Raw genomic sequence first — 24,160 nt, forward strand, 5'->3', positions numbered from 1 at the left:
CCTCCGCGGGGGGCGCCCCCCCCCCCCCCCTGTTGGGGCGCGGCGCCGCGGGGGGCCCGGGGTGGGGGGGGGGGGGGGGGGGGGTGCGGCGCCCCCCCCCCACCACTCCTCGTCCCGGTCTCGGGCTGATGCCAGCTGGTGCTCGTAGACTTCGGTCAGACGCGTGCCGAGGCGCTCGGACTGCTCTGCGAATGCTTGCTCGACGATGCTTCCCAATACCTCAACCGTGCGGTGGCGCCGCTCCGCCTGACCGCGTTCCAGCAGTTCCGTGGTCAGGGCCGTGCCGGCCGCTCCAACTACTCCTCCCACCAGCTCGGTGGCGAAGGGGGAGATGACGCTGTCGAGGGTGCTCCCCACGAAGTCGGGCGCCCAGGACGCGTCCCAGCCTGCTGCGTCCTCGGCCTCCTCTGCGGCGGCCGTTCCGGCTACCTGGGGAAGGCGGGGCACGGGGACGACATGCCGTGCATGAGGGGTGGTGATCGTGGTGTCCTGGTCATCGGGCCGGTTGTGGCGCAGCGCCTCGAGGAGCCAGTCGGTGTCACGTCGGAGGGCTTCGTCGACGGTTCCCGTCGTCCAAGCAGCGAACTCCTCCATCGCCTGCTCGGTGATCGGCACGACGTGCAGTCGCACGAAGAGCTGTTCCTCGGGCGTCTCCACCATCCTTGAGAGCTTCTCGGAGAGAACACGTATCAGATCGGCCCGGCGTCGGCGTGCTTCCGCAGCAATGGCCTCTGTCAGCTTCCGGCATCGCTCCTGTGCCTGATCCGCCAGCACGATCCAGCGAAAGCGGGCGGCGGTGTGCCGGGCACGCCAGATCTCGGCCACGCGTTCTTCGAACGTGTTGGACTGCGGGCTGGCTCCCGCTGCCAAGGCCCGGGCAGCCGCATCCGTCACGAGGCCGCAGGTGGCAGCCAGGAGGCGGAGACGGCGTGCGGCGCGTAGCGCCGCGCGCTCCCGGGCGCCGGAGAGGGCGGCCAGCATGGTCCGGCACACCTCGACCTCGTCGGCATGAGTCCTCTCGGCCCACGAGCCGCCGGGCCTGGTCGCTGTCCTGGTGACGGGAGCGGCGAGTACAGGGGCGTTGGGTGCGAGCCGATGAACGAGATGGCGGACGCGTTTCATGATCTCTGCAGCCTCGTCCCCGACTTCGTCCAGCTTCGAGACAGCGACGAGGAGTGGTGGGTGGTGTGCTGTGTCCGAGAGGGCCTGGAGCCTGGCTTGCTCGGTCGCAAGCAGGGCGCGACGTGCCTCGGTGACCACTACGACGGCGTCGCAGTCGACGACGATCCGTGCCAGTGCCTCCGAGTCGGGCTCTCGCGTCCCCGACCAGGATTCCCAACCCGCTGTATCCACGAACTCGATGCCGGATCGAACGAGCCAGGAGTCGGCTGAGACCCGCGGTACGACGACCTCGAGGCTGTCTGACGTAGCGTCCGCTGCTGTCTCTCTTGCTGTCACCAGGACCGGAGGGCCGGATGTGGGGCGGACGGACACGTGGACGCAGGTCGTTCCGACGAGTTCGTTCACCAGCCGGGACTTGCCCACGTTCGTGCCCCCGACGACACAGATACGGGCGGTTGATGAGCCAGAGCGGCGGTCGGCTCGCCGCACCAGCTCGGCGACCCCGTCGGCGCCTGCCCGGGTGGCGAGCAGCGCCACCTGACTGGCGAGCGGTACAACGCCGTCGTCTTCCAGAGCCTCCTGTCGGAGGCCCGCACCGTACGGAGATGGCGCTTCCATCTGGTCGCCACCGGCTTCCGGTGCTTGCCTGCTTGCCATCCGACCGCCTCGGCACTTGTCCAACGAATCAGTCCGCCATGGTGCCAACTTCGTTGACGGACCGCAGGGTTTCGCCAAGACGTCCGGGCGCGGACGAAGACACCGCCTTCTGAAAGTGCATGATCGGATAGGGGCATTTGTCCCGCGAGGTTGCATCCACCTGCGTCGACGCGGGGTTCGGACGGCGATCCCGAGGCCCACGGAGCAGATCGCCGACCGTAAAGATCTTGGGATCCCAGGGCAGGAAGCAAAGACTGTCCACCGCGGTGGCCCTGCATCCTGGAGGAGGGGCCGACCACACCGAGGGGGCCGTCGCTCTGGACCTTTGGGCCGAGGAGGGGCCGCGCGGTTGGTGGCGGATGACGTCCGTTTCCGCGTGCCGAAGACAGCCAAGCCGTAAGGCCACCGGGGGCGCCCGGTCGCATCACCGCCGCTCCTGGGTGTGCGGGCTTACTCTCGGCCCGGTCATTTATCGGGCGCTGGTGTGGGCGCGATGTGCTTCTGTTCTGGTGTGGGCAGCATTCCACGGTGTGCTGCGCGTCGGCCGAGCCGATGCGTTTGTGTGGCCTTCGTCGGCTGGCTGCGCGTGCCACGCTTGTATGGCCTGTTCTCTGGTCCGCTGCTCCGGGCTGTGCTGTGCAGAGCCCGTTGTTGCCGGTCATGTGCTGCCACGTCCACCGCCATCTCGGGGGTCTTCCCGGCGCTGGGGGCGGACCTGCCCTGCCCTGTGTGGGGGGGACTCTGTGGCCAGGTCTGCTACGTGTTCCTGTGGTGCCAGATACAGGCCATGGGTGTGCGTGATGAGGCCGGGTGGCTTCGATTACTTCTTGCAACAGCTTTTGTTGACGAGTTTGGGTTCTGGTCCAACTTCTGTGGAGCTCTCATGCTCTGTAACCTCCGGGACTGGACGGCCTTTCGTGACTCGTTGACAGACCTGTTTGGGATCATGCCCGCATGGACTTCGACCTCGCCCCGCCGACCGGCGTTGGCTTGTTGCGGATCGGTATGACTCGGCATGCGGCCAACACGGCGCTGGACTCGCTTCGCAGTCTCTCTGCGGTCTCGGAGTCTGATCGGCCGGGGCAGTACGTCTTCCGTCCCAGCGGGCTGATGATCAGCATCCACTGCATGCGAGACATGCTTGAAGCCATCGAGTTGGGAAGGCCGTTGTCCCAGACGGACCGAGTGTTGTTTCAGGGTGTGGACGTGTTCGCGCTTTCGGCCCGCGAGGTTTTCCAGCGCATGGGCGAGTTCACCTCGATCGAGGAAGACCCTGACGACGATGCTTCATTCATTGCCCCGGACTTGCTGCTGAGCTTCTGGCGGCCGTTCGCAGCCGACGATGAGCCGGAGGAAGAGCAGGGCTACTTCTTCAGCTCGGTCCTGCTGGCACGGCCTGGCTACTACGACCCCCCTGCTCAGGCTGCGGAGCCACTCCAGCAGAGCTCGTGACGGGCCCGTCGGGGACGTATGAACAGCGGTCGGCTGTCTTGCGGTGATCGATGGTGCGGCTGGTTCATGCCTGGAACTCGGTGAGATCGATGGCGTGAATCTGCAGGGGATAGGCGTACTCCGGGTGTGCCGTCTCCCGCTCGGGCACCATGCCGAGCTTGCGGATGATGTTCTCGGAGGCGTTGTCACCCACCCGGTTGATACTGATGATGCGGTCGAGGCCGCGGTCCTGGAGCGCGAACTCCAGCGTGGCGTGGGCTGCTTCGGAGGCGTATCCCTGGCCCCAGAACTGTGAGCCGAGCCGCCAGCTGATTGCCACGTCGGGCAGGACCTCCGGCAGGAACTCGGGCACGGACAGACCCGTGAAGCCTGCCAGTTCCCCCGATGCCAGCAGCTCGACGGCGAAGAGCCCGAAGCCCTCCTCGTCCCACTCCTCCTCCCACCGCTCGATTGCCTCTGCGGTGTGGTCCAGGTCGCGCACGGAGCCGTCGTCGATCCAGCGCATGACCCGCGGGTCCGCGTTGATGTCCGCCATCGGCGCGAGGTCGTCGTCATGCCAGCGACGCAGGAGGAGACGGGGTGTGCGGATCTCGGTCATGGCGCCCATCCTGCCGAAGGCAAGGGCTTCATCGGTAATCCGGCGCCCGGCCGTGCTGCCGCGCGGGGACTGCGGGGCAGCAAGATGCCTGCAGCGTAGTAGCCGGAAGGGCCTCCGGCCGAGCTGCACTAGCGGTGCTCATCGGCCAACACTCTGGACGAACTTGAGTATTGATTACTCAAGACATCGCGAACTCGTCGTCATAGCCTTCCCTGTGTATTCCGAATTTTCCTCGAAGAACGGCGCGCCCAAGGGTCCTGCGAAGGGCCGTGAAAGACCAGCAGAAGAAAACCGGGAGAGAGGGAAATGGAATGAGGATTGCCAAAGCAGCGAAGGCCGTAGCGGCGACCGCCGTCGCCTCCGCCGCAGCCGTCATCGGCCTTTCCGTTCCAGCCGACGCGGCGGGCGGCGACGGCGTGTGCCAGGTCGGAGAATGGTGCCTGAGCTTCGAAGCAAACCGCAAAGGGTCGCTGTATGACTACAGCGGTGCGGACGCCAACTACGGCAATGACAAGTTCCTCACCAACGGTCTCGGCCAGGGCCAGACCGTGGCCAACAACGCGCGATCCGGCTTCAACTACAACGGTTTGATGTACGTCCAGGCATTCACCGGACCCAATTACATGGGGACTCGCGGGTACGCGGGTCCCTTACAGGCGGGGTCGTTCGTGCAGCCGTACTACGCCAACCTCGAATCGCACTACTTCTCACGGGGTGTGGGGGGCAGGGCCCCGACTCCAGGCCTGCTCCGCTGATGCCACTCCGGTTCCCCGCCCGGCCCACCGGGCGGGGAACCGGTTCCAACTCCGCCAAGGGCTTCGCCGGCGCCCGCGTGTCGGAGATCGCCCGCCGTGCCGGGGTGAACCAGCAGCTCATCTCCTACTACTTCGGCGGCAAGCAGGGCTTGTACGAGCAGCTCGGCCACCGCTGGAAGGCCTACGAGGCCGAAACGATCCCCGCCGACACACCCCTCGACGAAATGATCAAAAGGTACGTGCAGGCGGCCGCTGACCCGCGCCTCGGCGGCCGCCGCCTGGCCTGGGCAGGCCTCGCCGACACCGGCGAAGGCGGCCCCGAGGCACGTGAGCGTAACGCGTCACTCCAACAAGAAGTCGAACGGCTCCAAGAACGCCAGCGCAGCGGCGAACTCGACGAGCGGCTCGATGCCGCCGCGCTCCTGCGCATCATGATGAGCGCGGCCAACGCCCTGGCGGTCTACCCGCAGTTGGCGCGCGGCCTGTTCGAAGCGGACGCCACCTCACCCGAAGGCGTCGAGCGCTACGTCACCCAACTCGCCCACCTGATCCAGCCCCCCGCGACGCAAGGCCATGGGCTCGGCGACGACAACTGACACGACGTGACCAGCGGTTCCGCTCCAGAGCCTCGACGCGGGCGACCTTCTTGGCCATGACTTCCCGCAGTCGCATCAACTCGACCGGACCGGACGGCCCGGCGAAGCGTTAGCCGCTTCGTCCCCGAGCGCGCACGGCGCACACGCAGCCCTGCTTCACCACCAAGCGCCCCACCGCAGAATCGCACTGCCCCGCCGCCAGGCGCTCCTTCCCTGAAACGCTCGGGTCCACACGAGGCGAGAGGGACGGAAGGTACGGCATGGGCGGACGGGAAGTCTGGACACGACGCAGGCTGTGGGTCGGCGTCGGCTGCGCGGCGCTGCTCGTCCTGGCCGTCACCCTCCGCCGGGTCGGCGGCGAGCAAGGTGAGCAAGGTGAGCAAGCCCAGTACGACGGCCCCGCGTTCGTCGTATCCGTGGTCGGCGTCGTGGTGTCCGTCGCGGCCCTGCTCATGGACGTCCTGCGCCGCACGGACGCGCCCCCGGAACCCGGCGTCGTGCTGCGACAGACCGCCGACGCGCTCGCCGAGGCGGTACGGGTCCAATGGGCACAGGAGGCACGGATGCGGCGCCTTCAGGACCCGAAACCACTCAACGTCCGTTGGAGGCGGGCCGACAGACTGCTCACGGACGACACACGCAACATTCGACGTGGGCGCCCGGTGCCCGAGCCCCGGCCCGCAGACAACGGTCTGGCGTCGATCGCCACGACCTTCGAGGACGTGCCGTCCAGGCGCATGGTCGTGCTCGGAAGCCCCGGTTCGGGCAAGAGCGTGCTCGCCGTGTGCTGCACGCTCGACCTTCTGAAGAAGCGCACACCCGGCACAGCCGTGCCCGTGATCTTCCCCCTGGCGGCCTGGGACCCGGGCACCACCACCCTGCGCGCCTGGCTCGTCGAACGGCTCGTGGCGGAGTACCGGCCGCTCGCGGCCACCACCGACGGCACCGTACTGGCCGGGGCGCTGCTCGACGCCGGACTGATCACACCTGTCCTCGACGGCTTCGACGAACTGCCCCCGGCGTTGTACGGCACCGGGATGCGCAGGCTCAACGCCGAGCTGGACGACGGCATGCCGGTGCTCGTCACCTCGCGGACCACGGCCTGGGAAAGCACGGTCGCGTGCAGCGACGTGCTCACCGGTGCGGAGGTCCTCGAGCTGCTGCCGCTGGACTTCGCCGAGGCGTCGTCATACCTGGAACGCACCGCGCGTCCGCTGCGCGGCCCCCGCGATCGCCGCACGACGGTGTGGACCCCCGTGCTGGACTCCCTGCAGGAGGAGTCGCACAGCCCGGCAGCCCACGCACTCCTGCAGATCCTGACCAACCCGCTCATGGTGGCCCTGGCCCGCACGGTCTACGGCGACGCGTCCCGCGATCCCCAAGAGCTCCTCGACGACCCACGTTTCGACACGACGGCCGGGATCGAAGAACACCTCCTCGACGCGTTCATCCCAGCCGCGTTCGGCGACGGAGACGCCGACTCACGATGGCGCACCGCGGACGCCGAGCACTGGCTGACCTGGCTCGCCCGCGAACTGGAGCGCCGAGGGACCAAGCGGCTCGCCTGGTGGGAGCTGTACCTCTGCGTGCCGCGGGCGTTGCGGCTGGCCGCGCCCGCCCTGCTCGCGCAGGCACTCACGTTCGTCCTGGCCGTCCCCATCCTGCTCTCCAGCGTCGGCGGCGACGTCTTCGTCTCCGACGACAAGCCGTCGCTGGCAGCCAACCTGGTCGGCAACCTGATCGGATTCGCCGGGGGACTGGCCCTACTGCTGCCCGTGTCGGCGGCGCGGCGCGAACAGCGCACGGCACTGCCCCGGCAGCTCACGGTCTGCACGGCGACGGCCGCCATCGCCACCCTCGGGTACACCCTCGCGGGAGGCTCCGTTCAGTTCGGGCTGCAGTTCGGCACGGTCACGGACGGCTGGGTGGCCGAGCTGTTCGGCGGCGCCGTCTTCGGCGTACTGATCGCCCTGTACTTCGGGGTCGCGGGGCTGACCCGGCACGCGGTGCCGCTCGGGCTGCCGTGGGCGGGCAGCCCTGCCGGTCGGCTCGCGGCACAGGCCGGGGGCGGCCTCCTCGCCCTGGCGGGGCTCGTTGTCATCAGGCCATGGCTGTTCGGGCACGACCTCGGCGTGTGGCCGATGGTGGCCGGCGCCCTGTGCTTCGCCGCGGCCCTGTGCCTGTGGGCGGCAGCGAGGCGACAGGGCGTGCGGACGGCCGTTTCCCATGCCGGTGAGGGCCGTATCGCCCGGCGTTTCGCGACCGGGCTTCTGCACGGCTGGGCCGTGTGTCTGCTCGTCGGAGTGGCGGCAGGCGGGACGGTGGGCGCCGTCGGCTACGCGCTCTCCGTGGTCGAGACCTCCAGGGCGCCCAACCTGGACGGCAGGCGGCTCGGGACGTGGTCGCACCGGGAGACACCCGACGGCGACCGCACCGTCGAGTCCTCGACGGAGATCACCGGCGTCCTGGTGTACCCACACGGAGGCTCCCGGCTCACCGCGTATCCGTACGGCAGCCACCCGCCGAGCTGCGACCACAAGTGCGAGTCGTTCGATGCACGTGTGACCTTCCGCGTAGCCCAGGGCGACCTGCGCATCCTCGTGGACGGACACACCGCGGCCCATGCCGTGAACATGCTGCCGGAGCTACCCAAGCAGTCCCGGACCTGGCTCGCCCAGAGCGCCACCCGGCACCCACTCGACCGATTCCTGCTCCCCGGCGCCATGGGCGGAGTCCTGATCGCGCTGATCGGCGGCCCCGCATCGGGCCTCTATCGCGCACTCAGTGCTCCCTCCGACCTCATCCGGGCAGCCAACCCGCAAGCCACCCTGCGCACGGACCGCATCGCGTCGCTGTCCCGGTCCGGAGTCGTCGCGGTCACGACGGGCGGCGTATGCGCCCTCCTGACCTGGGCATTCGCATCACGAGGCGGACTCGACCATGTAGCGGCACAGATGTGGGTGCCGATGGGCACCGCCGCACTCGCACTCACCGCATGGGGACAACTGGCCGTCACCCGCACCTGGCTGGCCCTGACGAGACGGCTGCCCTGGCGCCTCATGACATTCCTCGACGAAGCGCACCGCAGGGGAGTGCTACGACAGTCCGGCGCCCACTACGAGTTCCGCCACCTACGCATGCAACAGCGACTCGCCTCGGCCACCGACGCCCCGCAGGAAGCCCCCCGGACGACAGCGCCCACCGCATGACGGCCCAGGCCGCATCTCGCCGACGTCACGAGCCGAGGCGTCGATTCCACGATTCCGTGAGCGCCGCGAGTGGTCGTTGCCAACCCTGATGCCCGCGTCGTCCACGTCGACAATGACCCCATGGTGTTGCTCTACCAGCACGTCTGCCTCGGCAGCACCGCCGAGGGACGCACGACCTACCTGGACGCGGACATGCGCGACACCGACCACATCCTGGTAAGGGCCCCAGAGGACCTCGACTTCACCAAGCCCGTCGCCCTGGTCCTGTCCGACCTACTCGGACACGTCCACGACGACGCCACGCCCTCGTACACCACCTCGTCGGCCACGCAGCCCCAGGCAGCGCCCTCATCCTCAGCCACTCCGCCCCCAGCCCGCGCCTGTCCGCCGCGGCCGACCAGTACGCGGAATCGGGCGGACTCGGCTACCACCTGCGAGACTTGCCGGGAGTCCTACGGGCCGCAGGACCACTCGCCGGAAGCGGTGTGGCGGGCACGGATCCCCGAGGCCCGGCACCTGGGCGCGATCCGTCTGGAGCGCCGACGACTCGCGAAGCCCGACGCGGTTGTGGAGAGCCACGAGGCCCTGTCCGCGGTGCTCGCGGGACTGTCCTGAGCCAGTGCACGGGCCCACGCCGGGCTGTGTATGTGAGTTGCCGCTCTGGCTCAACTTCTGTGGAGCTCCGCTGTCCGCGCTTGCTTCGGACCAGCGGGCGGCCCGGGATGCCTCGGAGACCTGACAGGACCCTGACTGTGACGGGCGTGCTTGTGGACGGCGGGAGTATCTCCTTCGGTAGGGCCCTCCCCGAAGCCCTGAAGGCGCTGTCCTGCGTCTGGGGGAGTCCGTGTTGCCGGGTGGCGGTTTGCCCTGGCTCGGATCCGCAGGCGGCTTCTCGTGCGTGCCCATGCTCGGGTCTTCCTTCCGCGGGACTGCCAACGAGCCCACGAGTTCGTACGCAGTGGCGCGGGCGGCCCGACGCCGTTCACCCAGCCTCCCGGGAACCCGGGGGTCGGTGTGATCGTTTTTCGTGTGCGCGGCGTACGCCGGAGTGCGCCTCGCCGGCACACACCAGGAACGTGAAGGAGAGCGTGTATGGCCCCCACCCCCTTAGTGCGACCCGCCACGGAACGGGACGTGCCCGGTGCCGTCCGGACACTCGCCCGTGCCTTCGCGGACTATCCGTTCACTCGGCACGTCGTCGCGGCCGACGGGCACGAGGAGCGGGTGCGTCGCTTCCAGGAGCTGTTCCTGACCCGGGTCGGCCTTCGGTACGGGCGGACGTGGGTCACCGACGAGGCGCGTGCCGTGGCGGTGTGGACCACGCCCGAGTTGGACCCGGCGCCCGGATTCGCCGAAGTGGGGCCGTTGGTCGAGGAGTTGGCGGGTGACCGCGCGCCGGCCTTCGCCGCAGCGCAGCGCGTCCTTGGTCCGCACCGGCCCGGTGAGCCGGTGTGGTTCCTTGCGACCGTCGGCGTGGCCCCGGACGCACAGGGCCAAGGGCTCGGCTGCGCGGTGGTCGTGGCCGGGCTCGAAGCGGCGGACCGCGTCGGGCACCCGGCATTCCTGGAGACGTCGAGTGAGCGGAACGTGAGGTTCTATGAACGCCTGGGCTTCACCGTGACTGCGGAGGTCGAGCTGCCCGACGACGGTCCCCGCACGTGGTGCATGCGCCGCGAGCCCAGGACGCAGGGCTGACCGTCTCCCGCGTCAGGCGTCCTGGAGCGTCGCTACGCTGCCTCGATCATGGTGATCTGCTGCCTGCCCGTTGACGTGAGCCATGAGCTGGCGAGATGGGCGCCGCTACATGCCGGGCCCCTGTGGGCCGGGGTCGCGCGCGGCCGTCTGCGGCGCGGCGTCCGCACCGCTGCCTGGCACGTCATGCAGATGGCTGTTGCGATCAGCGCGGTGGTTGCCAGCCTCGGGGCGCCGCTCATCACCAGTGTGGCGGTCTCGTTCCAGGTCTCGCTCGGCAGTGCGCAGTGGACGTTGACTGTCGCGCTGTTCAGTGGTGCCGTCGCGACGCTGGTCCTGGGTCGGCTTGGAGCCGGTCCGTACCGGCGGGTCACGATCCTCGTCACGCTGGCGGTCGTCGTTGCCGGCGGCGCGCTCACGGTGCTGTCGCTGTCGTTCGCGTGGCTGCTGGCGGGCAGGGCGGCGCAGGGTGTCGGGCTCGGGCTGACGGCGCTGATGATGGGTGTGGCCCGGGATCATCTCCCCGAGGAGCGCAGTGCGGGTGTGATCGCCCTGGTCTCGGTGGTCTGGGTCATCGGGGCCGGTGTCGGCTGCCTGCTGGCCGCACTGCTCACCGAGCTCGGCGGGGTGCGGGCCGCCTACGGCCTCGCCCTGGTCGCCACCACCGCAAGCGGTCGCTTCATCTGGTCGGCAAGGTGCCCCAGAGGAAACGCCCTGGACCTGGCTCAGCGATGGGTACACGGGTATCGGAGCGTCCTCCACCGAGGGGTTGACAGAGCGGCCATCTCACCACACGGCACTGACGTCACCGAGGGTGAGTACTCCACACGAAGTGGACCGGAGCCCCTCGTCATCGACATCAGCCACCGTTTCGCCGGATGGGGTCACGGTCGACGACAGCAGCCGCCAGGGGACCGTGGGCCAGGTGCCCTCGCGGTGGTCATGCAGCCAGACGAGCCGGATGGTGTAGGCGTTGACCGCCTGGATCGGATGCCACCTCCGTGCGGTAGATGGCATCCGACTGGGCGGGCGCCGGAACCGGCTACACGCTTTGGGTCAGCAGACCGGCGTCGATGACCTCAGCGATAAGGGTGGCGCCGCGGCTGTTCTGGTGGATGTGGTCGGTCGTGAGCACGAGACCTCGCCGTCGCGAGATCGTGTCGAGGCTGCGGCGCAGCACTGCGTGCTGGAGGAGGACGCCGGCGACCGCTGCGGGCGTCACCTCCCGGTATGCAATCGGCGGCGGGTCGGCTTGGCGCAGTTCCTCGATCTGGCGTTCGTGGAGCGGAAGGTAGGCCGCCTCGTTGGCGGCGGCGACCTCGGCGATCATCCGGCTGTACGCCTGCGATGCGTGTGCCGCTGCTGCGTCGAGCTGTTGGCCGAGTACCGGTAGCGACAGCAGACCGATCGTCGCGTCGCTCTCCGCTCGCAGCCGTGCGACGACGGTTCCCAGGCACTGTTGGAACCAGCCTGCCGACGGGCGGTCGGGGAGCTGTTTGCGCTTCATGGCCTGCTCTACGGGGTAGCCGGCAAGGCTCGCTCGGGCGTCGTTGGTCCCGATCAACACGGTGATCACATCGGGTGGGTTCGTGAGGACAGCGTCGAGGCGCTGCAGGAGGTTGTAGGCGAAGTCGCCGTTGGCGCCGAAACGGGCAAGCTGCATGTCACCGGGAGGGTGGCGTCGTCCGAGCAGATCCAGGTAGTCGATGCTGAACTGCGCGCGGGTGAGGCTGTCGCCGAGGCATGCGATGCGTGTTGTCACGGCGCTTGCTCCGGGCTGGGCGTGCCGACGCGTTCGGTCGGTCGGGTGTCGGTCCGAGGACGGTGGTCGGTGCCGAGGGTCGCGGTGATGGCCAGGAGGGACGTCGGCCCCTCCGTGTCGACCACGTGCCATATCCCGGCGGGGTTGATGGTGGCCTCGCCCGGCCCGAGCAGAACGCGCTCGGGCACCCCGTCCACGTCGCGGGTGACCGTCACGGACCCGCTGAGGCAGACGACCAGTTCATCGCCTGCAGGGTGGCTTTCCCAATGGTCGCCTTGCCCGTCGCCGTCGAAGATCATCACCATCCGGCCCTCGGCGCCGTCTGCCGCGACCGCGGCGCTGTAGGCCTGGAGCACCTCCGGGTCCCAGGCGAAGCCCTCGACGGGTTTCGCCCTTGATCCCAGTCCGAGGTGCACAGGGGTGGTCCGCAGGTCCATGGCATTGCGTTCGTGGTTGAGGAGTCTCATGCCGGCGATCGTCCACGACAGCGATCGGGCGGTCTTGAAGAAAAGGGAAGACAAGCCGACGCGACGGGCAGACGGCTGGCGGCTACCCGGCCCCGAGGAGGACTTCGCCGCGACGCCAGGCCGTCGGCGATCGGCCCGTGAACTCGCGCCAGTCCCGCACGAGATGAGCCTGGTCGGCGTAGCCGGAGACGGTTGCCACATCGCCCCACGGGAGCGGGTCCTGCGCCGCCGCCAGTGCGTGCGCGTGCTCGAAGCGCAAGACTCGGGCGAAGGTCTTCGGCGACAGGCCCACCTCACCGCGAAACCGCTCGGTGAGGTACCGACGGCTCCAGCCGAGTTCCGCGGCGACCGCACCAACCTGGACGCAACCCCGCGCGGCGATCAGGCGGCGCCACGCCTCGGCTACCTCGGGGCGCACCCGGCGCACATCGTCGCCACAGGCGCCACGGCCGACAGCTCGGAGCAGCAATTCGTCCAGCGCGGTGAACCGCGCCGCCCATGTTGTCGCCGATCGGAGCCGGTCGACCAACTCGACGGCAAGCGCTCCGAGAAGCTCGTCAAGTGGGACCAGCCGGTGGGCGAGCTCGGCGGCGGGCATGCCGTAGATGGCCCGGGCCCCGAGCGGTGTCAGCGATACCTGAACACCTTGCTGGCGTCCGTCGTGGTGAATCGCGACGGACCGGCACATCAGACCGCCGGCCACGCTGCCGAATCGGGTGACCGGTGACCCGTCGTCAGTGCCCGCCGCCACCTCCAAAGGATCTGACAGGCTGATCACCGCAGTGAGCGCGCGGCTCGGCGGGCCGCAGTGCACCCCCGTCGGGAGCCCGCGGAGGTCGAAGCCGACATACGAGTCGACGTACTGCCGCAAGACGGGCGCCGGATGCGCACGGATCCCGGTGGCTGCGTGGTCCTCCATTTTCGGCAGTGTACGGGCCGCCCAGCCCAGGAAGATCACCATCCAAGGGCTGATCACCGCCGTTTGCCGCTGGTCCTGTCCGTCGCCCTTGCTTGGGGGTGGCTCTTTGGTGTGTTTCGTTCTTGTTCCGGCGGGGTGGGCTGTGGCTGACTGGCAGTGGCGCCGAGGGGAGGGCGGATGGGTGACTGGGTTGTGGTTGCGGAGTACTACAGCGATGTGCACAGGACTGAGTTCATCTGCCGTGGGCTGGAGACGAAGGCCCAGGCGCTGGAGGCGCTTCGTGGGGCTCTCTCCTCGTACGTGCCGAGCAAGAATCTTGTGGAGAAGCGGCGTCGCGTGTACCGCCTGGCCGGCCAGGAGACGTACCTGGTGGTGATCAAGGGCAGGCTGACGCAGTGGGAGTGCACCCTGCGTATCGCGGAGTTGGTCTCGGACTCGGCCGACCCGGCTGTGGCCGAGCGGGTGCAGAAGGAGGACAGCGCGGCAGAGGCGGCTGATGGGCCGCAGGACCGGATCCCGCCTGGCTGCTGAGCGGCACACCGGACTCCTCATCGCCCGGTCGGGCCGGCAGGGCCCCGTTCCCGACGCCGCTGGCCGCCTGCTGCGCTGGGGGTGGTTATGTGAATGCTTGCTTCGACTGTGTCCGGTATGTGCCTTGCCTAATCACTTCGCCGTGAGGGTGTTTGTGTGTGATGTGGCCGGGGCGGGGTCCGCAGGCTTTGTGTGGGGTGGGGTGGGGTGTCGGGTCGGGTGGTGTGTGGTGGGTGTGGGCTAGCTGGAGGGTTCAGTCGTGTGGGTGTGTGGGGTGGGGGAGGGTGAGGTGGGCGGTGTATCCGCCGTTGGGGGTGGGGCCGGATGTGAAGTGTCCGTGGTGGAGGTCGGCGCGTTCGGTGAGTCCGATGAGTCCGTGGTGGGCGCCGGGTAGAGGGGTGGTGGGGCGGGTGGCGGGGGTGTTGGTGACGGTGACGCCGATACGGCCGGTGTGGTGCCAGAGGTGGATGGTGACGTGGGAGCCGGGGGCGTGTTTGCGGGCGTTGGTGAGTGTTTCCTGGATGGTGCGGTAGAGGGTGCGCTGGGTGGGGGCGGGGAGGTCGTCGGGTAGGCGGCCGGTGAGGGTGGCGTGTGTGCCGCTGTTGGCGATGAGTTGGTGGAGGTCGGCGAGGGTGGGTTGGGGGGTGAGTGGGGTGGTGTTGCCGGCGGACATGCGCAGGAGTGTGACCATGTGTCGTAGTTCGTCGAGAGTGGTCACGCTGAGTTCGCGGATCGTGTGGGCTGTGGTTTTTGTCCGGGGGTCGGTGGTGGTGACGTGCAGGGCGCCGGCCTGGATGGCGATGAGGCTGACCTGGTGGGAGACCACGTCGTGCATTTCCCGGGCGAGTTGGGCGCGTTCGCGGGCGAGGAGGTTCTGTGCGTGGAGGTGCTGTTCGTGGTCGCGGGCTTCTTCGATGTCGCGTAGGTGGTGTGCGGCGTCTTGGCGGGCCTGGACGAGTTGGCCGAGGAAGACGGGGGCGGCGGCGGTGGCGATGAGGTAGGCGAAGTCGACGAGGGTGCGGGTCGTGCCGTCCTGGGTCAGTTCGTCCAGGGGCCAGGGCGCGGCGTCGGCGGCCGCGGAGATGAGTGCGCACCCGGCCAGGAGGAGACGGTTGCGGGAGGCCGCCGCGAGGGCGTAGAGGCTTGCGAACGGCACGACCATGAGGGGGACGAACAAGGTGGCGGGCACCCCGGTGAGGAACACCGTCAGCGGGAAGCGGCGGCGCAGGGCGAGTGCGGCGCAGGCCAGGGCGGCGCAGGCGGTCTGATACGTCTGGGTGTCCTCGGCGTTCCACCACACGTCGGCCCCCGCGAGGAGCACGATCGCGAGGGTCGCCCAGGCCGTGGTGAGCCGGCGGGCCCTGCGGGCGTAGGAGGTTCTTCTGCTGGTGTGTGGGGGGTTCATGGGCGGGGGCCGGTGTCGGGGGCGGGGTGTCGCCGGCCGGTGTGCTGGGTGGTGAGGAGGCCGGCGCGCTGGGCGAGGAGCGCGGCCTGCACGCGGCCCGTTACCCGTAGTTTGCCCAGGATCGCGCTGGCGTGGTCCTTGACGGTGCCCGGGCTCAGGTGGAGGCGGGCGGCGATCTCGGTGTTCGACAGGCCCTCGGCGATGAGCTTCAGGACGGTGCGTTCGCGGCCGGTGAGCAGTTCCACCCGCCGCACCTGCGGATCGTCCTCGGTGATGCTGTGCGCGCCCTGAAGGAGTGCGGTGGAGGCTTTGGGGGAGAGGACCACGCCGCCGGCGGCCAGGGTGCGCACCAGCTGGGCGAGGTGTTCGGGCGCGGTGTCCTTGAGGATGAACCCGGCGGCGCCACGGCGCAGCGCGGTCAGGATGTACTCGTCGGAGTCGAAGGTGGTGAGCATGGCCACGACGGGCGGGACTCTCAGGGCGCGCAGCTCCCGCAGCACGCTCAGGCCGTCGGTGTCGGGCATGCGGATGTCCAGCAGCACCACGTCGGGCCGCGCCCGGGTGATGGTCTCCACGGCCTGAGCGCCGGTCGCGGTGGCGACGACCTCGATGTCGCCGGCCGCGCCGAGGATCAGCTCGAAGCCCGAGCGGACCAGCGCCTCGTCATCCACCACCACGACCCGGATCACACCCGCCCCCATCCCACGACCCGGATCACACCTGTCCCCGTCCCCGCTGCCCGGATCACACCTGTCCCCGTCCCCGCTGTCCGGGTCACGTCTGCCCCACCGCGTACCCGGATCACGCCTGTTCCCGTCCCGCTGCGCGGGTCACGCCTGCCCCACCCCGTCCTGGATCACGTCTGTCCCCGTCCCTGCTGTCCGGATCAGGCCTGTCCCACCGCGTACCCGGGTCACATCTGTTCCCGTCCCGCTGCGCGGATCACGCTTGTCCCCGTCCTGCTGCTCGCCCAAGCAGCGCATGCGCTGCTTTGAACGGAGCGTAATCGCGCTCCGGCCCGGCACCGAACGCGTCACCGCCACACCCCCCGGCCGGGGGGCGGGCTCCCGCCAGGCGGCGGGGGCCCGCCGGCACCCCGGCGGATACCAGACGCCCCTGTGTTTCTCCGAGCCTGACGGGCATGACACCGCAGCCACGCCAGCCCGTGACAGCGCTCCCCGCGACCGGCGCTCCCGCCCCCGCCCCCGCCCTCGCTCTCGCTCTCGCTCACGGTGAAGGTGACGGCCCTGCCGTGGCCGGCCGGCTGCTCGGCGTGGACCTGGCCCGCGGTCTGGCGGTCTTCGGCATGTACGCCGCCCATGTCGGCCCCGCTCCCCAGGACGCCGGCGGCGTGACCGGGTTCCTCCTGGAGCTGTCCCATGGCCGTTCCTCGGCCCTGTTCGCCTTCCTCGCCGGCTTCTCGCTGATCCTCCTGATGGGCCGCAGCACGCCACGGACCGGCCGCGCCGGCCGCCGGGCCGTCCTGCACGTCCTGATCCGTGCTCTGGTCCTGCTCGCCCTGGGTACGGCGCTGACGATGACGGGCACGCCGGTCGAGGTGATCCTGGCCTACTACGGGCTGTTCTTCGCCCTGCTCCTGCCGCTGTACCGGCTGCGTCCACGCACGCTGGCGGTCCTCGCCGCCGCGACCGCTCTGACCCTGCCCCAGCTCCGCTACCTCCTGCTGCGCTCCCTCGACGGCAGCGCCTGGGGCGAGAGGGTGATCGCCCATGACCCGCTGGCCCGCCTCAGTGACACGGACGGTTTCCTGGACCTGTTCGTCACCGGCAGCTACCCGGCCCTGGCCTGGCTGTCGTTCCTCCTGGCCGGCATGGCCGTGGCCCGCCTGGACCTCGCCTCCTCCGCCGTGCGGGTCCGTCTCGCCGCCACCGGGGCGGCCCTTGCCGCCCTCGGTCACGGCGGTTCCTGGCTCGCCCTGCACCTGCTGCCCGGCCTGCCCGCGGCCCTGGCCGCGGACGCCACCTGGGACGGCCCCGTGACGGCGTCCTGGTGGTCCGATGTCGCCGGGGTGCCGCAGACACCGAACACCGCCTGGCTGTGGGTCGCCGCGCCCCACAGCGAGACCACCCTGTCCATCCTCGCCAACACCGGCATCGCCCTGCTCGTCCTCACCGCCTGCGTCACCGCCCTGGACCGGCTCCCGCGCCTCACCCGGTGGGCCCGGCCCGTGATCGCTGTGGGCTCGATGTCCCTGACCGCCTACGTCCTGCACATCGCGCTGATCTGGGCCCTGGGCATCGAGGACCTCGACAGCCTGCCCCTGCTCCTGCTCCCCGCCTTCATCGCCGCCGCCCTGCTGTTCGCCACCGCATGGTCGCGCTTCTTCCGCCGCGGCCCGCTGGAACACCTCCTCCACGGCGCCACCCGCCTCGCCGGCACCGAGGCACGCGGGCGCCCGCGAACATGACCGGCCGGGGTACCGCCACCAGCCGGCCCGGCAACGGCGGGCTGCTCACCGCAGGTGTGGCCGCACCCGACGGCGGGCTGCTCACCAGAGCTGCCTCACCCGACCCGGGCGAAGCCGCTCTCGGAAACGGACTCAGCCGGCCTTCCGGACGCCGGCGCCCTCGGATGCCAGCGGCCTCCCGGACGCTGGCGTCTTCAGCCGCGCTGCCCCCGTGTGCGCCCACCCCGTGTCCGCCCACCCCCGCATCCGTGTCTGCTCATCCCCGATTGCGGGGCCCCGTAGCCACGCCTTGTCGGCCTCGCAGCCCGATGGAGCCTGGTGGGGTCCGGTGGGGCCTGTTGGAGGGAGAGCCCAGGACCAAGGGGGTGCGCTTGTGTGCCGGCTGACGCCTTGCGTGGTGGAGCCGGGGTTTTTACCACCCGGCAGCGCGGTGTGAGGTGGTTCTGTTCTGTCGTGGACAGCACTGCACGGGGTGATGCGCTCGATGGGTGTGTCTGCTCGCCGCGGTGTCGGCAGTCAGTGCACAATGCGTGCGTCGAGATCATCGAACGGGGCACGCGAGCACGGGTGTTGGTGATCTGCGCGCCGCGGGGGGTGGGTGTCCGGCGTGTGTTGTGCGGCGCCGCCGGGGAGGGGACACGTGACCGAAAGGCAAGGGTTCTTCCGCGGGCCGGATCGGGTTTGTGTTCCTGGGCGCCGGTGTTTCCCTCGCGGCTCTCACCCAGCGCAAAGCGCGGCTCTCACCCAGCTCGAATCGCGGCCTTCACCTAGCGCGAAGCGGCGGCCGTGCAGTATCCGGTCCTGTCCGTGCTGCTGCTGGTCGTCTTTGAAGCCGTGCTGGCCGGGGCCGCGTTCGCGTCCGCTGTCTCCAAGGAGCTTGGCTTGAAGGGCGCTTGTCGAAGCGGGCGGCCAGCTATGTGGAGCGGTTGCTGCTGGTCCGCCTGACGCGCTGCGAGAGCCTCTGCCGCCAGTGCCTCATCCAGCGGTACTCGGTGGGCGACCTCCAGGGGCTGACGGTCCAGGGAGCTCAGAACCCCCGCCTCGAGGATGTGTTCGTCACTCCCGCCTCGAGGATGTGTTCGTCGGCGTGAGTCTTAAGCCCGGCTCGCTGCATGTGGCGCAGCGCGGTGCCCTGGCCGACGTCGGGGACCCGAGCTCGCGTCGGGGGAACGCAGGTCACTGCAGGGGGGGGGCACCGGCGGAGTTGGCTGTCCTGCAGGAACGTGGTTTCCGCCCGGTGTCGATCCCGTGCAGCTGTGTCCGCGATCCCCGGGGTGATGGCCGTGATCGGGAGCCGGCTGCGGTGCGGGCGCAGGCAGAGCCGTGATGCCCGGCCGGCCGTCGGCCGTGTTTCGTCACCTGGGCGGGCCCGTTGCGTCGGTGGCACCCTTCTCCCGCGTGGCGTGAGACGGCTAGGACACCTCACCGCGAGCGGGAATCGGACCGCTACGACCGGAGTTGGTGAGGGAAGTCAGCCGTTTCAGGAGGGGTCATGCGAGCGATTCAGGTTTCCGAAGTGGGCGGTCCCGGGGTGCTGCGGCTGGTCGACGTTGATCGACCGGTGCCGGGCCCGGGCCAGGCGGTCGTGGAGGTCGCCGCGTCCGGCGTCAACTTCCTCGACGTGTACCACCGCCAGGGCCGGTACACCCTCCCGCTGCCCTTCACCCCGGGCACCGAGGGCGCGGGCACGGTCCTCGAGGTGGGACCCGGCGTCACCCACGTCGCTGTGGGAGACCGGGTCGGCTGGGTGGAGATCCCCGGCACCTATGCCGAGCAGGCCGTCGTGGACTCCTCCCGGCTCGTGCCCCTGCCCGACGGCGTCGACTTCGAGGCCGCCGCCGCCGTGCTGCTGCAGGGCATGACGGCGCACTACCTCGTCAAGGACGCCTACCCGGTCCAGCCAGGCGACACAGTGCTCGTGCACGCTGCCGCCGGCGGCATGGGGCTTGTGCTGACCCAGCTCATCACCCATCTCGGCGGCAGAGTGATCGGCACAACCTCGACACCGGAGAAGGCCCAGCTGGCGCGGCGCGCCGGGGCCGCCGAGGTGATCCTCTACTCTGCGGTGGACGATCTCGCGGCCGAGGTGAAGCGGCTCCATGGCGGCCAGGGCCTGCCTGTCGTCTTCGACGGCGTCGGCAGGGACACCTTCGATGCGAGCCTCGCCAGCCTGCGAACCCGCGGCCACCTGGTGCTCTTCGGCGCCGCGAGTGGTGCAGTGCCGCCCTTCGACCCCATCCGGCTCGCCCAGGGCGGTTCGCTGACCCTGATCCGGCCAAGCCTGGGGCACTTCATCGCCGATCGGTCCGAGCTGCTCCGGCGCGCCGCCGACGTGCTGGAATGGGTGCGCACCAAGGCGCTTGAGACCACCGTGACAGCCCGCTACCCGCTCGCCGAGGTCGCCCAAGCCCACCGCGATCTGGAGGCTCGGCGTACCACCGGCAAGCTGCTCGTCATCCCCTAGGGCCCCCGACGGAGTTGACTGTCCTGCAGGAACGTGGCTTCCGCCCGGCGTCGATCCCGCGCAGCTGTGTCCGCGATCCCGGGTGATGACCGCGAACGGGAGCCGGCTGCGGTGCGGGCGCAGGCAGAGCCGTGATGCGCGGCCGGCCGCCGACCGCGTTTCGTCACCTGGGCAGGCCCATTGCGTCGGTGGCACACAGGGCCTGTTGGACCAGCCACGCCGGCAGGTCCTGATGATCATCGGTGCGCCGGGAACGGGCAAGACCACCCTCCTGCAGCACACCACCGCCGTCTTCACCCGCCGCCGGCCCGGGCGGCGGGCGACGCGCCAGCCCCCTCCTTGTCCCGCTGCGGGACCACGTCCGGCAGATCGCCGGCGACGACGCCGGCTCCGCCTCGGCGGTGACGACGGCCGACATCGCGCGCGGAACGCTCACGGCCGCGAGCCTTGGTGACGCACCCGCCGGATGGTTCGAAAACCAGCCGGAGCGCGGCCGGCGCGTCGTCCCGCTCGACAGTCTGGACGAAGTCGCCGACCCCTACGCCCGCCAGCGCCTCGTGCAGTGGACCGAGGCACAGATCGCCCGCTACCCGGGCAACCACGGGGTACTCACCACCCGCCCCCAGGGCTACGACGTCGCACCGCTCAACGGCGCGGAGGCGCTCGTCGTGCGGCGCTTCACCCCGGACCAGACCAGCCGTTTCGTCCACGGCTGGTACGCGGCCACTGCTTCCGCGACCACGGCTTGTTGGGCACGTATCCCACGTCCAGGATGCATTTCACGGCACGGGCACCGAGGGCTTTCCCTGATGACTGTACCCGCCTATCGCGGCAGCGAATTGACGAGAATTCAGCTCACAGCACGGCGAACCGTCAGATTCACCGACTCGGAACAGGCTCGCACGACGAGGCCGGAAAAGCAGAGGGTAAAGTCCAGTTCCTGGCTGCCGTAAAAGGGCACGGATGCAGTAAACTACACATGGAATCAGTGTAGTTGCGGTATTCTGTAGTTACGGTATCGGAGAGTCGAGGAAAGGGCGGGCACGGATGCCGGAGAGGAATAATGATTTCGGCAAGTACGGTGCCCGTGGCATCAAGGGCCATGAGGCGGTTGCCCGCCAGCTCGATGAGCTCGCCGGTTTCATCACCACGCCCGTCACCGCACGCCGGGGCCTGATGGCCCGTCTGCACTACCTCACCCGCACGGAACACGCCCGCCAGGCCGCACGCGAGGCCGGCCTGACCGTCACCGACCGCACCCTCAAAGCATGGCTGGACGGCAAGCGCAGCCCGTCGAAGAAAAACCTCGAGCGGATCGAGACCGCCTACCGGGCGGTGCGCCGCCGCAACGTGGCCCGTTACCTGCTGGCACGCCTCAACCGGGACGGCCGCGGCACACGGGTGGAGTTCCACCCCCTCAACCAGTCCCAGGTGGATCGGCCGCGCCAAAGGGTGGTGGAGTTCCGCATGCTGAACGTCCGTCAGTGGGACCGCATCATCGAGGCCTGGAGCACCGGTGATGACGCCGCCCTGGACGACGTGTGGGTGAGTGACGCGGTGGTGGACCTGGGCTCGCAGTGGGGCCAGTACGAGCACGTCACCAACATCGGCTTCGCCGCCTGAACCGCCTGGCACCTCGGACACCCCACCTGCCGGCTGCCGGCAGACCCCGGCACGCACCCCACCCCCACCTCACAGCCGAGCAGCCAGGCCTGCTCAAACCTCCGGGACCCGCAAGAGAAGAAGCCGCAGCGACGCCACCGAGCACTGTTTCTGCTTGCCGTCAGGATCCGGCCTCAGCCACCCACTAGGCCGGGCGATCTCCTGTCACCCGGCTGGTGGCCAGGGACCCTCACCGCCGTGCAGAGACACGTGAGGACGGTGACGGGGACAGCCGGGCTTCGACAGCATCGGCGGCCGCCGGGGCGCCACCGGCTTCGCGGACCTCATCCTGCATGGCGGTGAGACGCTGCCGGACAGAGCCGTCGCCGAGCAGGCCGGCGACAACGGCACGCAGCCGCTCGGCCGTCACATCGGCCGGGGCGAGGGTGCGGCCGAGGCCGAGCTCGACGATGCGGTCGACGGTGGTCTGCGCCTCGGGGGCGCGGGAAAGGGCGAGCATCGGTACGCCCGCCGCGAGGGCCTCCATGGTGGAGTTCATGCCGGTGTGGGTGACGAAGACGTCGGCACGGGCGAGCACGGCGGTCTGGGGAACCGACCGATGGGCCTCGATGTTGCACGGCAGCGGGCCGAGGCAGGCCGGATCCATGCCGCTCCCGACAGACATCACCACGTGGTACGGCTGGCCGGCGAACGCCCGGACACAGCGGCGGAAGAAGTCCAGATCGCTGATGATCGTGCCCAGCACCACATACACCAGCGGCGTTTCCCCGGACGCGGACGAGGGCGTGAAATCACCGGGCGCGGGCGCCTTCGTGGGGCCGACGAAGGCGTAGCAGTCGTCGAACGTCTCGTTGCGCACGTGAAAGGCCCTCGGCTGGTAGACGAGATTGAACTCGGCGGGCCGGTAGAAGTCGTGCAGCTCCATGGGCGGGATGCCGTGGCGCTCGCGCACGGTGGCGCGCAGGGAGTCGAACGCGGCCGCGTACGAGGTGCCGGCGAACATGCCGACGATGAACCGCCCGAAGTCGAAGCCCTCACTGGCGGCGTGGGCCGACCAGGGCTGGATGCGGGAGACGTGCCACGAGGCGGCGAGCATCGGCCCCGACCAGGCGAGCCAGTCGCTGACGATCAGATCCGGGCGGTCACCGGCGTAACCGGCCTCGATCTGCGGCAGTACGTGTTCCACCTGCTCGAGGGTGGCCAGCATCGCGCGGGCGGCGGCGTCCCTGCTGTCGATGACGATGGGCTCGCCCGCCGCGGGAACGGGCTCGTAAGGCACGATCTCGGCGCCGGTGGGGCGGATGCGCTCGGCCATCGCGGCATCAGCACTGAGCAGCACAGCACGCGAGGTCGCAAGCCCTCCGACACCCAGCGATCACCCCGGCGAACCCCGGCCCCGCACGAGCGACAACGCGACCCCGAACGCACCAAGGCACGCATCCTCGACGCCGCGATGATCGAGGTCTCCGCCAAAGGCTTCGCCGGCGCCCGCGTATCGCAGATCGCCCACCGCGCCAGCGTCAACTAGCAGCTCATCTTCTACTACTTCGGCGGCAAGCAGGGCCTGTACGACCAACTCGGCCACCGCTGGAAAGCCCACGAAGCCGAAACGATCCCCGCCGACACCCCCCTCGACGAAATGATCAAAAAATACGTGCAAGCAGCCGCCGACCCACGCCTCGGCGGCCGCCTCCTCGCCTGGGCAGGCCTCGCCGACACCGGCAAGGACGGCCCAGAAGCACACGAACGCAACGCATCACTGCGCCAGGAAGTCGAACAGCTCCAAGAACGGCAGCAAAACGGCGAACTCGACGAGCGCCACGATGCCGCCGCCCTCCTGCTCATCATGATGAGCGCGGCCAACGCGCTGGCGGTCTACCCGCAGTTGGCACGCGGCCTGTTCGAGGCCGACGCCACCTCACCCGAGGTCGTGGAGCGCTATGCCGCCCAACTCGCCCAGCTGATCCAGCCCCCCCGCGACGCAAGGCCACGCGGACGGCGACGAGAACTGATACGACGAAAGAAACGCAGCTTCCAGCCCCTGTGTGAAGCACCGTTGCAGATGTCACTACGACGGGGATGTCATTACTGAGCCAGCGTCAGTTCTCCAGCTGGGTGCTCTGGCCTGAGGTGAGGAAAAGCTGGTTCCAACTACCTTGTTCCGGCTCATTCAGGAACGCCGAAACTCATTCCGAGATCGGTTCGGATATTCACTCCTGACTAACCCTCAGGTAAGGGGGTACTCTAAGTTCTGACAGGCAGTCAGACAGGGGAGTGGGGGCACGGCAAAAACCAGCCCGCCCCCCACGCCGTAGCCAGCCTTCGGGAATTCGCGGAGCGAATTCCCGACAGCCCGAATCGCGGAGCGAATTCGGGCCCGGGGCAACGGAGTTGACCCGGGAATTCCGGCGGAGCCGGAATTCAGGGAACGCGGAGCGTTCCCTTTCCCGCCGCGTAGCGGCGGCGCGTCGTGTCTGCGG

At 69.5% G+C, this 24,160-nt stretch carries 21 protein-coding genes; 13 read left to right on the plus strand and 8 right to left on the minus strand.

Annotated features, from left to right (window positions below; translation table 11 throughout):
• On the minus strand, positions 1–1,779 hold a 1,779-nt coding region (locus tag ACFVHO_RS23015), incomplete at its 3' end, for a GTPase (RefSeq protein WP_385717573.1).
• Positions 1,780–2,733: 954 nt separating this feature from the next.
• Between ACFVHO_RS23015 and ACFVHO_RS23020 the strand changes: the two genes are divergently transcribed.
• Positions 2,734–3,231, plus strand: coding sequence for a hypothetical protein (locus ACFVHO_RS23020; protein WP_385717577.1), 498 nt, complete (start codon positions 2,734–2,736; stop codon positions 3,229–3,231).
• A 64-nt stretch (positions 3,232–3,295) separates the two neighbouring features.
• On the opposite strand, the gene ACFVHO_RS23025 is transcribed toward ACFVHO_RS23020, so the two are convergent.
• Positions 3,296–3,829 (minus strand): GNAT family N-acetyltransferase, encoded by a 534-nt coding sequence (locus ACFVHO_RS23025; RefSeq protein ID WP_385717580.1) that lies wholly within the window; start codon positions 3,827–3,829, stop codon positions 3,296–3,298.
• Positions 3,830–4,140: 311 nt separating this feature from the next.
• Here ACFVHO_RS23025 and ACFVHO_RS23030 point away from each other — a divergent pair, with 311 nt between their 5' ends.
• The 6 genes from ACFVHO_RS23030 (at position 4,141) to ACFVHO_RS23055 (ending at position 11,158) form a co-directional block, all read left to right on the plus strand.
• A complete protein-coding gene (locus ACFVHO_RS23030; protein ID WP_385717583.1) occupies positions 4,141–4,584 on the plus strand; it encodes a peptidase inhibitor family I36 protein in 444 nt (147 codons plus the stop codon).
• On the plus strand, positions 4,584–5,180 hold the full coding sequence (locus tag ACFVHO_RS23035; protein WP_385717586.1) for a TetR family transcriptional regulator: 597 nt from the start codon (positions 4,584–4,586) through the stop codon (positions 5,178–5,180). Before ACFVHO_RS23030 ends, ACFVHO_RS23035 begins: the two co-directional genes overlap by 1 nt.
• A 260-nt stretch (positions 5,181–5,440) precedes the next feature.
• On the plus strand, positions 5,441–8,389 hold the full coding sequence (locus tag ACFVHO_RS23040) for an NACHT domain-containing protein (protein WP_385717589.1): 2,949 nt from the start codon (positions 5,441–5,443) through the stop codon (positions 8,387–8,389).
• A gap of 69 nt (positions 8,390–8,458) precedes the next feature.
• Positions 8,459–9,004 carry an SAM-dependent methyltransferase gene (locus tag ACFVHO_RS23045; protein ID WP_385717592.1) on the plus strand — a complete coding sequence of 182 codons (546 nt, stop codon included), beginning with the start codon at positions 8,459–8,461 and terminating at the stop codon, positions 9,002–9,004.
• Positions 9,005–9,481: 477 nt separating this feature from the next.
• The gene (locus tag ACFVHO_RS23050) at positions 9,482–10,084 is read left to right on the plus strand and encodes a GNAT family N-acetyltransferase (RefSeq protein WP_385717595.1); all 603 of its coding nucleotides are present in this window, start codon (positions 9,482–9,484) and stop codon (positions 10,082–10,084) included.
• A 189-nt stretch (positions 10,085–10,273) separates the two neighbouring features.
• Positions 10,274–11,158, plus strand: a complete 885-nt coding sequence (locus ACFVHO_RS23055) for an MFS transporter (protein WP_385717598.1) — start codon at positions 10,274–10,276, stop codon at positions 11,156–11,158.
• On the opposite strand, the gene ACFVHO_RS23060 is transcribed toward ACFVHO_RS23055, so the two are convergent.
• From ACFVHO_RS23060 to ACFVHO_RS23070, 3 genes are all read right to left on the minus strand, one after another.
• The gene (locus tag ACFVHO_RS23060; RefSeq protein WP_385717602.1) at positions 11,124–11,843 is read right to left on the minus strand and encodes an SGNH/GDSL hydrolase family protein; all 720 of its coding nucleotides are present in this window, start codon (positions 11,841–11,843) and stop codon (positions 11,124–11,126) included. The two genes, ACFVHO_RS23055 and ACFVHO_RS23060, sit on opposite strands and share 35 nt — an antisense overlap.
• Positions 11,840–12,310, minus strand: coding sequence for a cupin domain-containing protein (locus ACFVHO_RS23065; RefSeq protein WP_385717604.1), 471 nt, complete (start codon positions 12,308–12,310; stop codon positions 11,840–11,842). The genes ACFVHO_RS23060 and ACFVHO_RS23065 overlap by 4 nt, the downstream gene beginning before the upstream one ends.
• 82 nt (positions 12,311–12,392) lie before the next feature.
• Positions 12,393–13,229 (minus strand): helix-turn-helix domain-containing protein, encoded by an 837-nt coding sequence (locus tag ACFVHO_RS23070; RefSeq protein ID WP_385717607.1) that lies wholly within the window; start codon positions 13,227–13,229, stop codon positions 12,393–12,395.
• A 177-nt stretch (positions 13,230–13,406) separates the two neighbouring features.
• On the opposite strand from ACFVHO_RS23070, the gene ACFVHO_RS23075 reads away from it, so the two are divergent.
• Positions 13,407–13,760, plus strand: a complete 354-nt coding sequence (locus tag ACFVHO_RS23075; RefSeq protein WP_385717610.1) for a hypothetical protein — start codon at positions 13,407–13,409, stop codon at positions 13,758–13,760.
• 253 nt (positions 13,761–14,013) lie between these two features.
• On the opposite strand, the gene ACFVHO_RS23080 is transcribed toward ACFVHO_RS23075, so the two are convergent.
• Together ACFVHO_RS23080 and ACFVHO_RS23085 are read right to left on the minus strand one after the other, a co-directional pair.
• Complete coding sequence (locus ACFVHO_RS23080) at positions 14,014–15,165, minus strand: sensor histidine kinase (RefSeq protein WP_385717613.1); 1,152 nt, start codon at positions 15,163–15,165, stop codon at positions 14,014–14,016.
• Positions 15,162–15,866 (minus strand): response regulator, encoded by a 705-nt coding sequence (locus ACFVHO_RS23085; RefSeq protein ID WP_385717616.1) that lies wholly within the window; start codon positions 15,864–15,866, stop codon positions 15,162–15,164. The genes ACFVHO_RS23080 and ACFVHO_RS23085 overlap by 4 nt, the downstream gene beginning before the upstream one ends.
• Before the next feature lie 551 nt (positions 15,867–16,417).
• Here ACFVHO_RS23085 and ACFVHO_RS23090 point away from each other — a divergent pair.
• The 4 genes from ACFVHO_RS23090 (at position 16,418) to ACFVHO_RS23105 (ending at position 21,680) form a co-directional block, all read left to right on the plus strand.
• Positions 16,418–17,593 carry a DUF418 domain-containing protein gene (locus ACFVHO_RS23090; protein WP_385717619.1) on the plus strand — a complete coding sequence of 392 codons (1,176 nt, stop codon included), beginning with the start codon at positions 16,418–16,420 and terminating at the stop codon, positions 17,591–17,593.
• A gap of 1,492 nt (positions 17,594–19,085) precedes the next feature.
• Positions 19,086–20,057, plus strand: coding sequence for a quinone oxidoreductase family protein (locus ACFVHO_RS23095; RefSeq protein WP_385717621.1), 972 nt, complete (start codon positions 19,086–19,088; stop codon positions 20,055–20,057).
• A gap of 401 nt (positions 20,058–20,458) precedes the next feature.
• Positions 20,459–21,010: an NACHT domain-containing protein gene (locus ACFVHO_RS23100; protein ID WP_385717624.1), complete on the plus strand. Its 552-nt coding sequence runs from the start codon at positions 20,459–20,461 to the stop codon at positions 21,008–21,010.
• A gap of 94 nt (positions 21,011–21,104) precedes the next feature.
• Complete coding sequence (locus tag ACFVHO_RS23105; RefSeq protein ID WP_385717627.1) at positions 21,105–21,680, plus strand: transcriptional regulator; 576 nt, start codon at positions 21,105–21,107, stop codon at positions 21,678–21,680.
• Positions 21,681–21,909: 229 nt separating this feature from the next.
• Here the strand turns inward: ACFVHO_RS23105 and ACFVHO_RS23110 are convergent, their stop codons facing one another.
• Positions 21,910–22,995 (minus strand): macrolide family glycosyltransferase, encoded by a 1,086-nt coding sequence (locus tag ACFVHO_RS23110; RefSeq protein ID WP_385717630.1) that lies wholly within the window; start codon positions 22,993–22,995, stop codon positions 21,910–21,912.
• 324 nt (positions 22,996–23,319) lie between these two features.
• Between ACFVHO_RS23110 and ACFVHO_RS23115 the strand changes: the two genes are divergently transcribed.
• A complete protein-coding gene (locus ACFVHO_RS23115) occupies positions 23,320–23,772 on the plus strand; it encodes a hypothetical protein (protein WP_385717633.1) in 453 nt (150 codons plus the stop codon).
• The last annotated feature ends 388 nt before the right edge of the window (positions 23,773–24,160 follow it).

The sequence above is a fragment of the Streptomyces sp. NPDC127108 genome (assembly GCF_042677545.1).
Classification (GTDB): Bacteria; Actinomycetota; Actinomycetes; order Streptomycetales; family Streptomycetaceae; genus Streptomyces.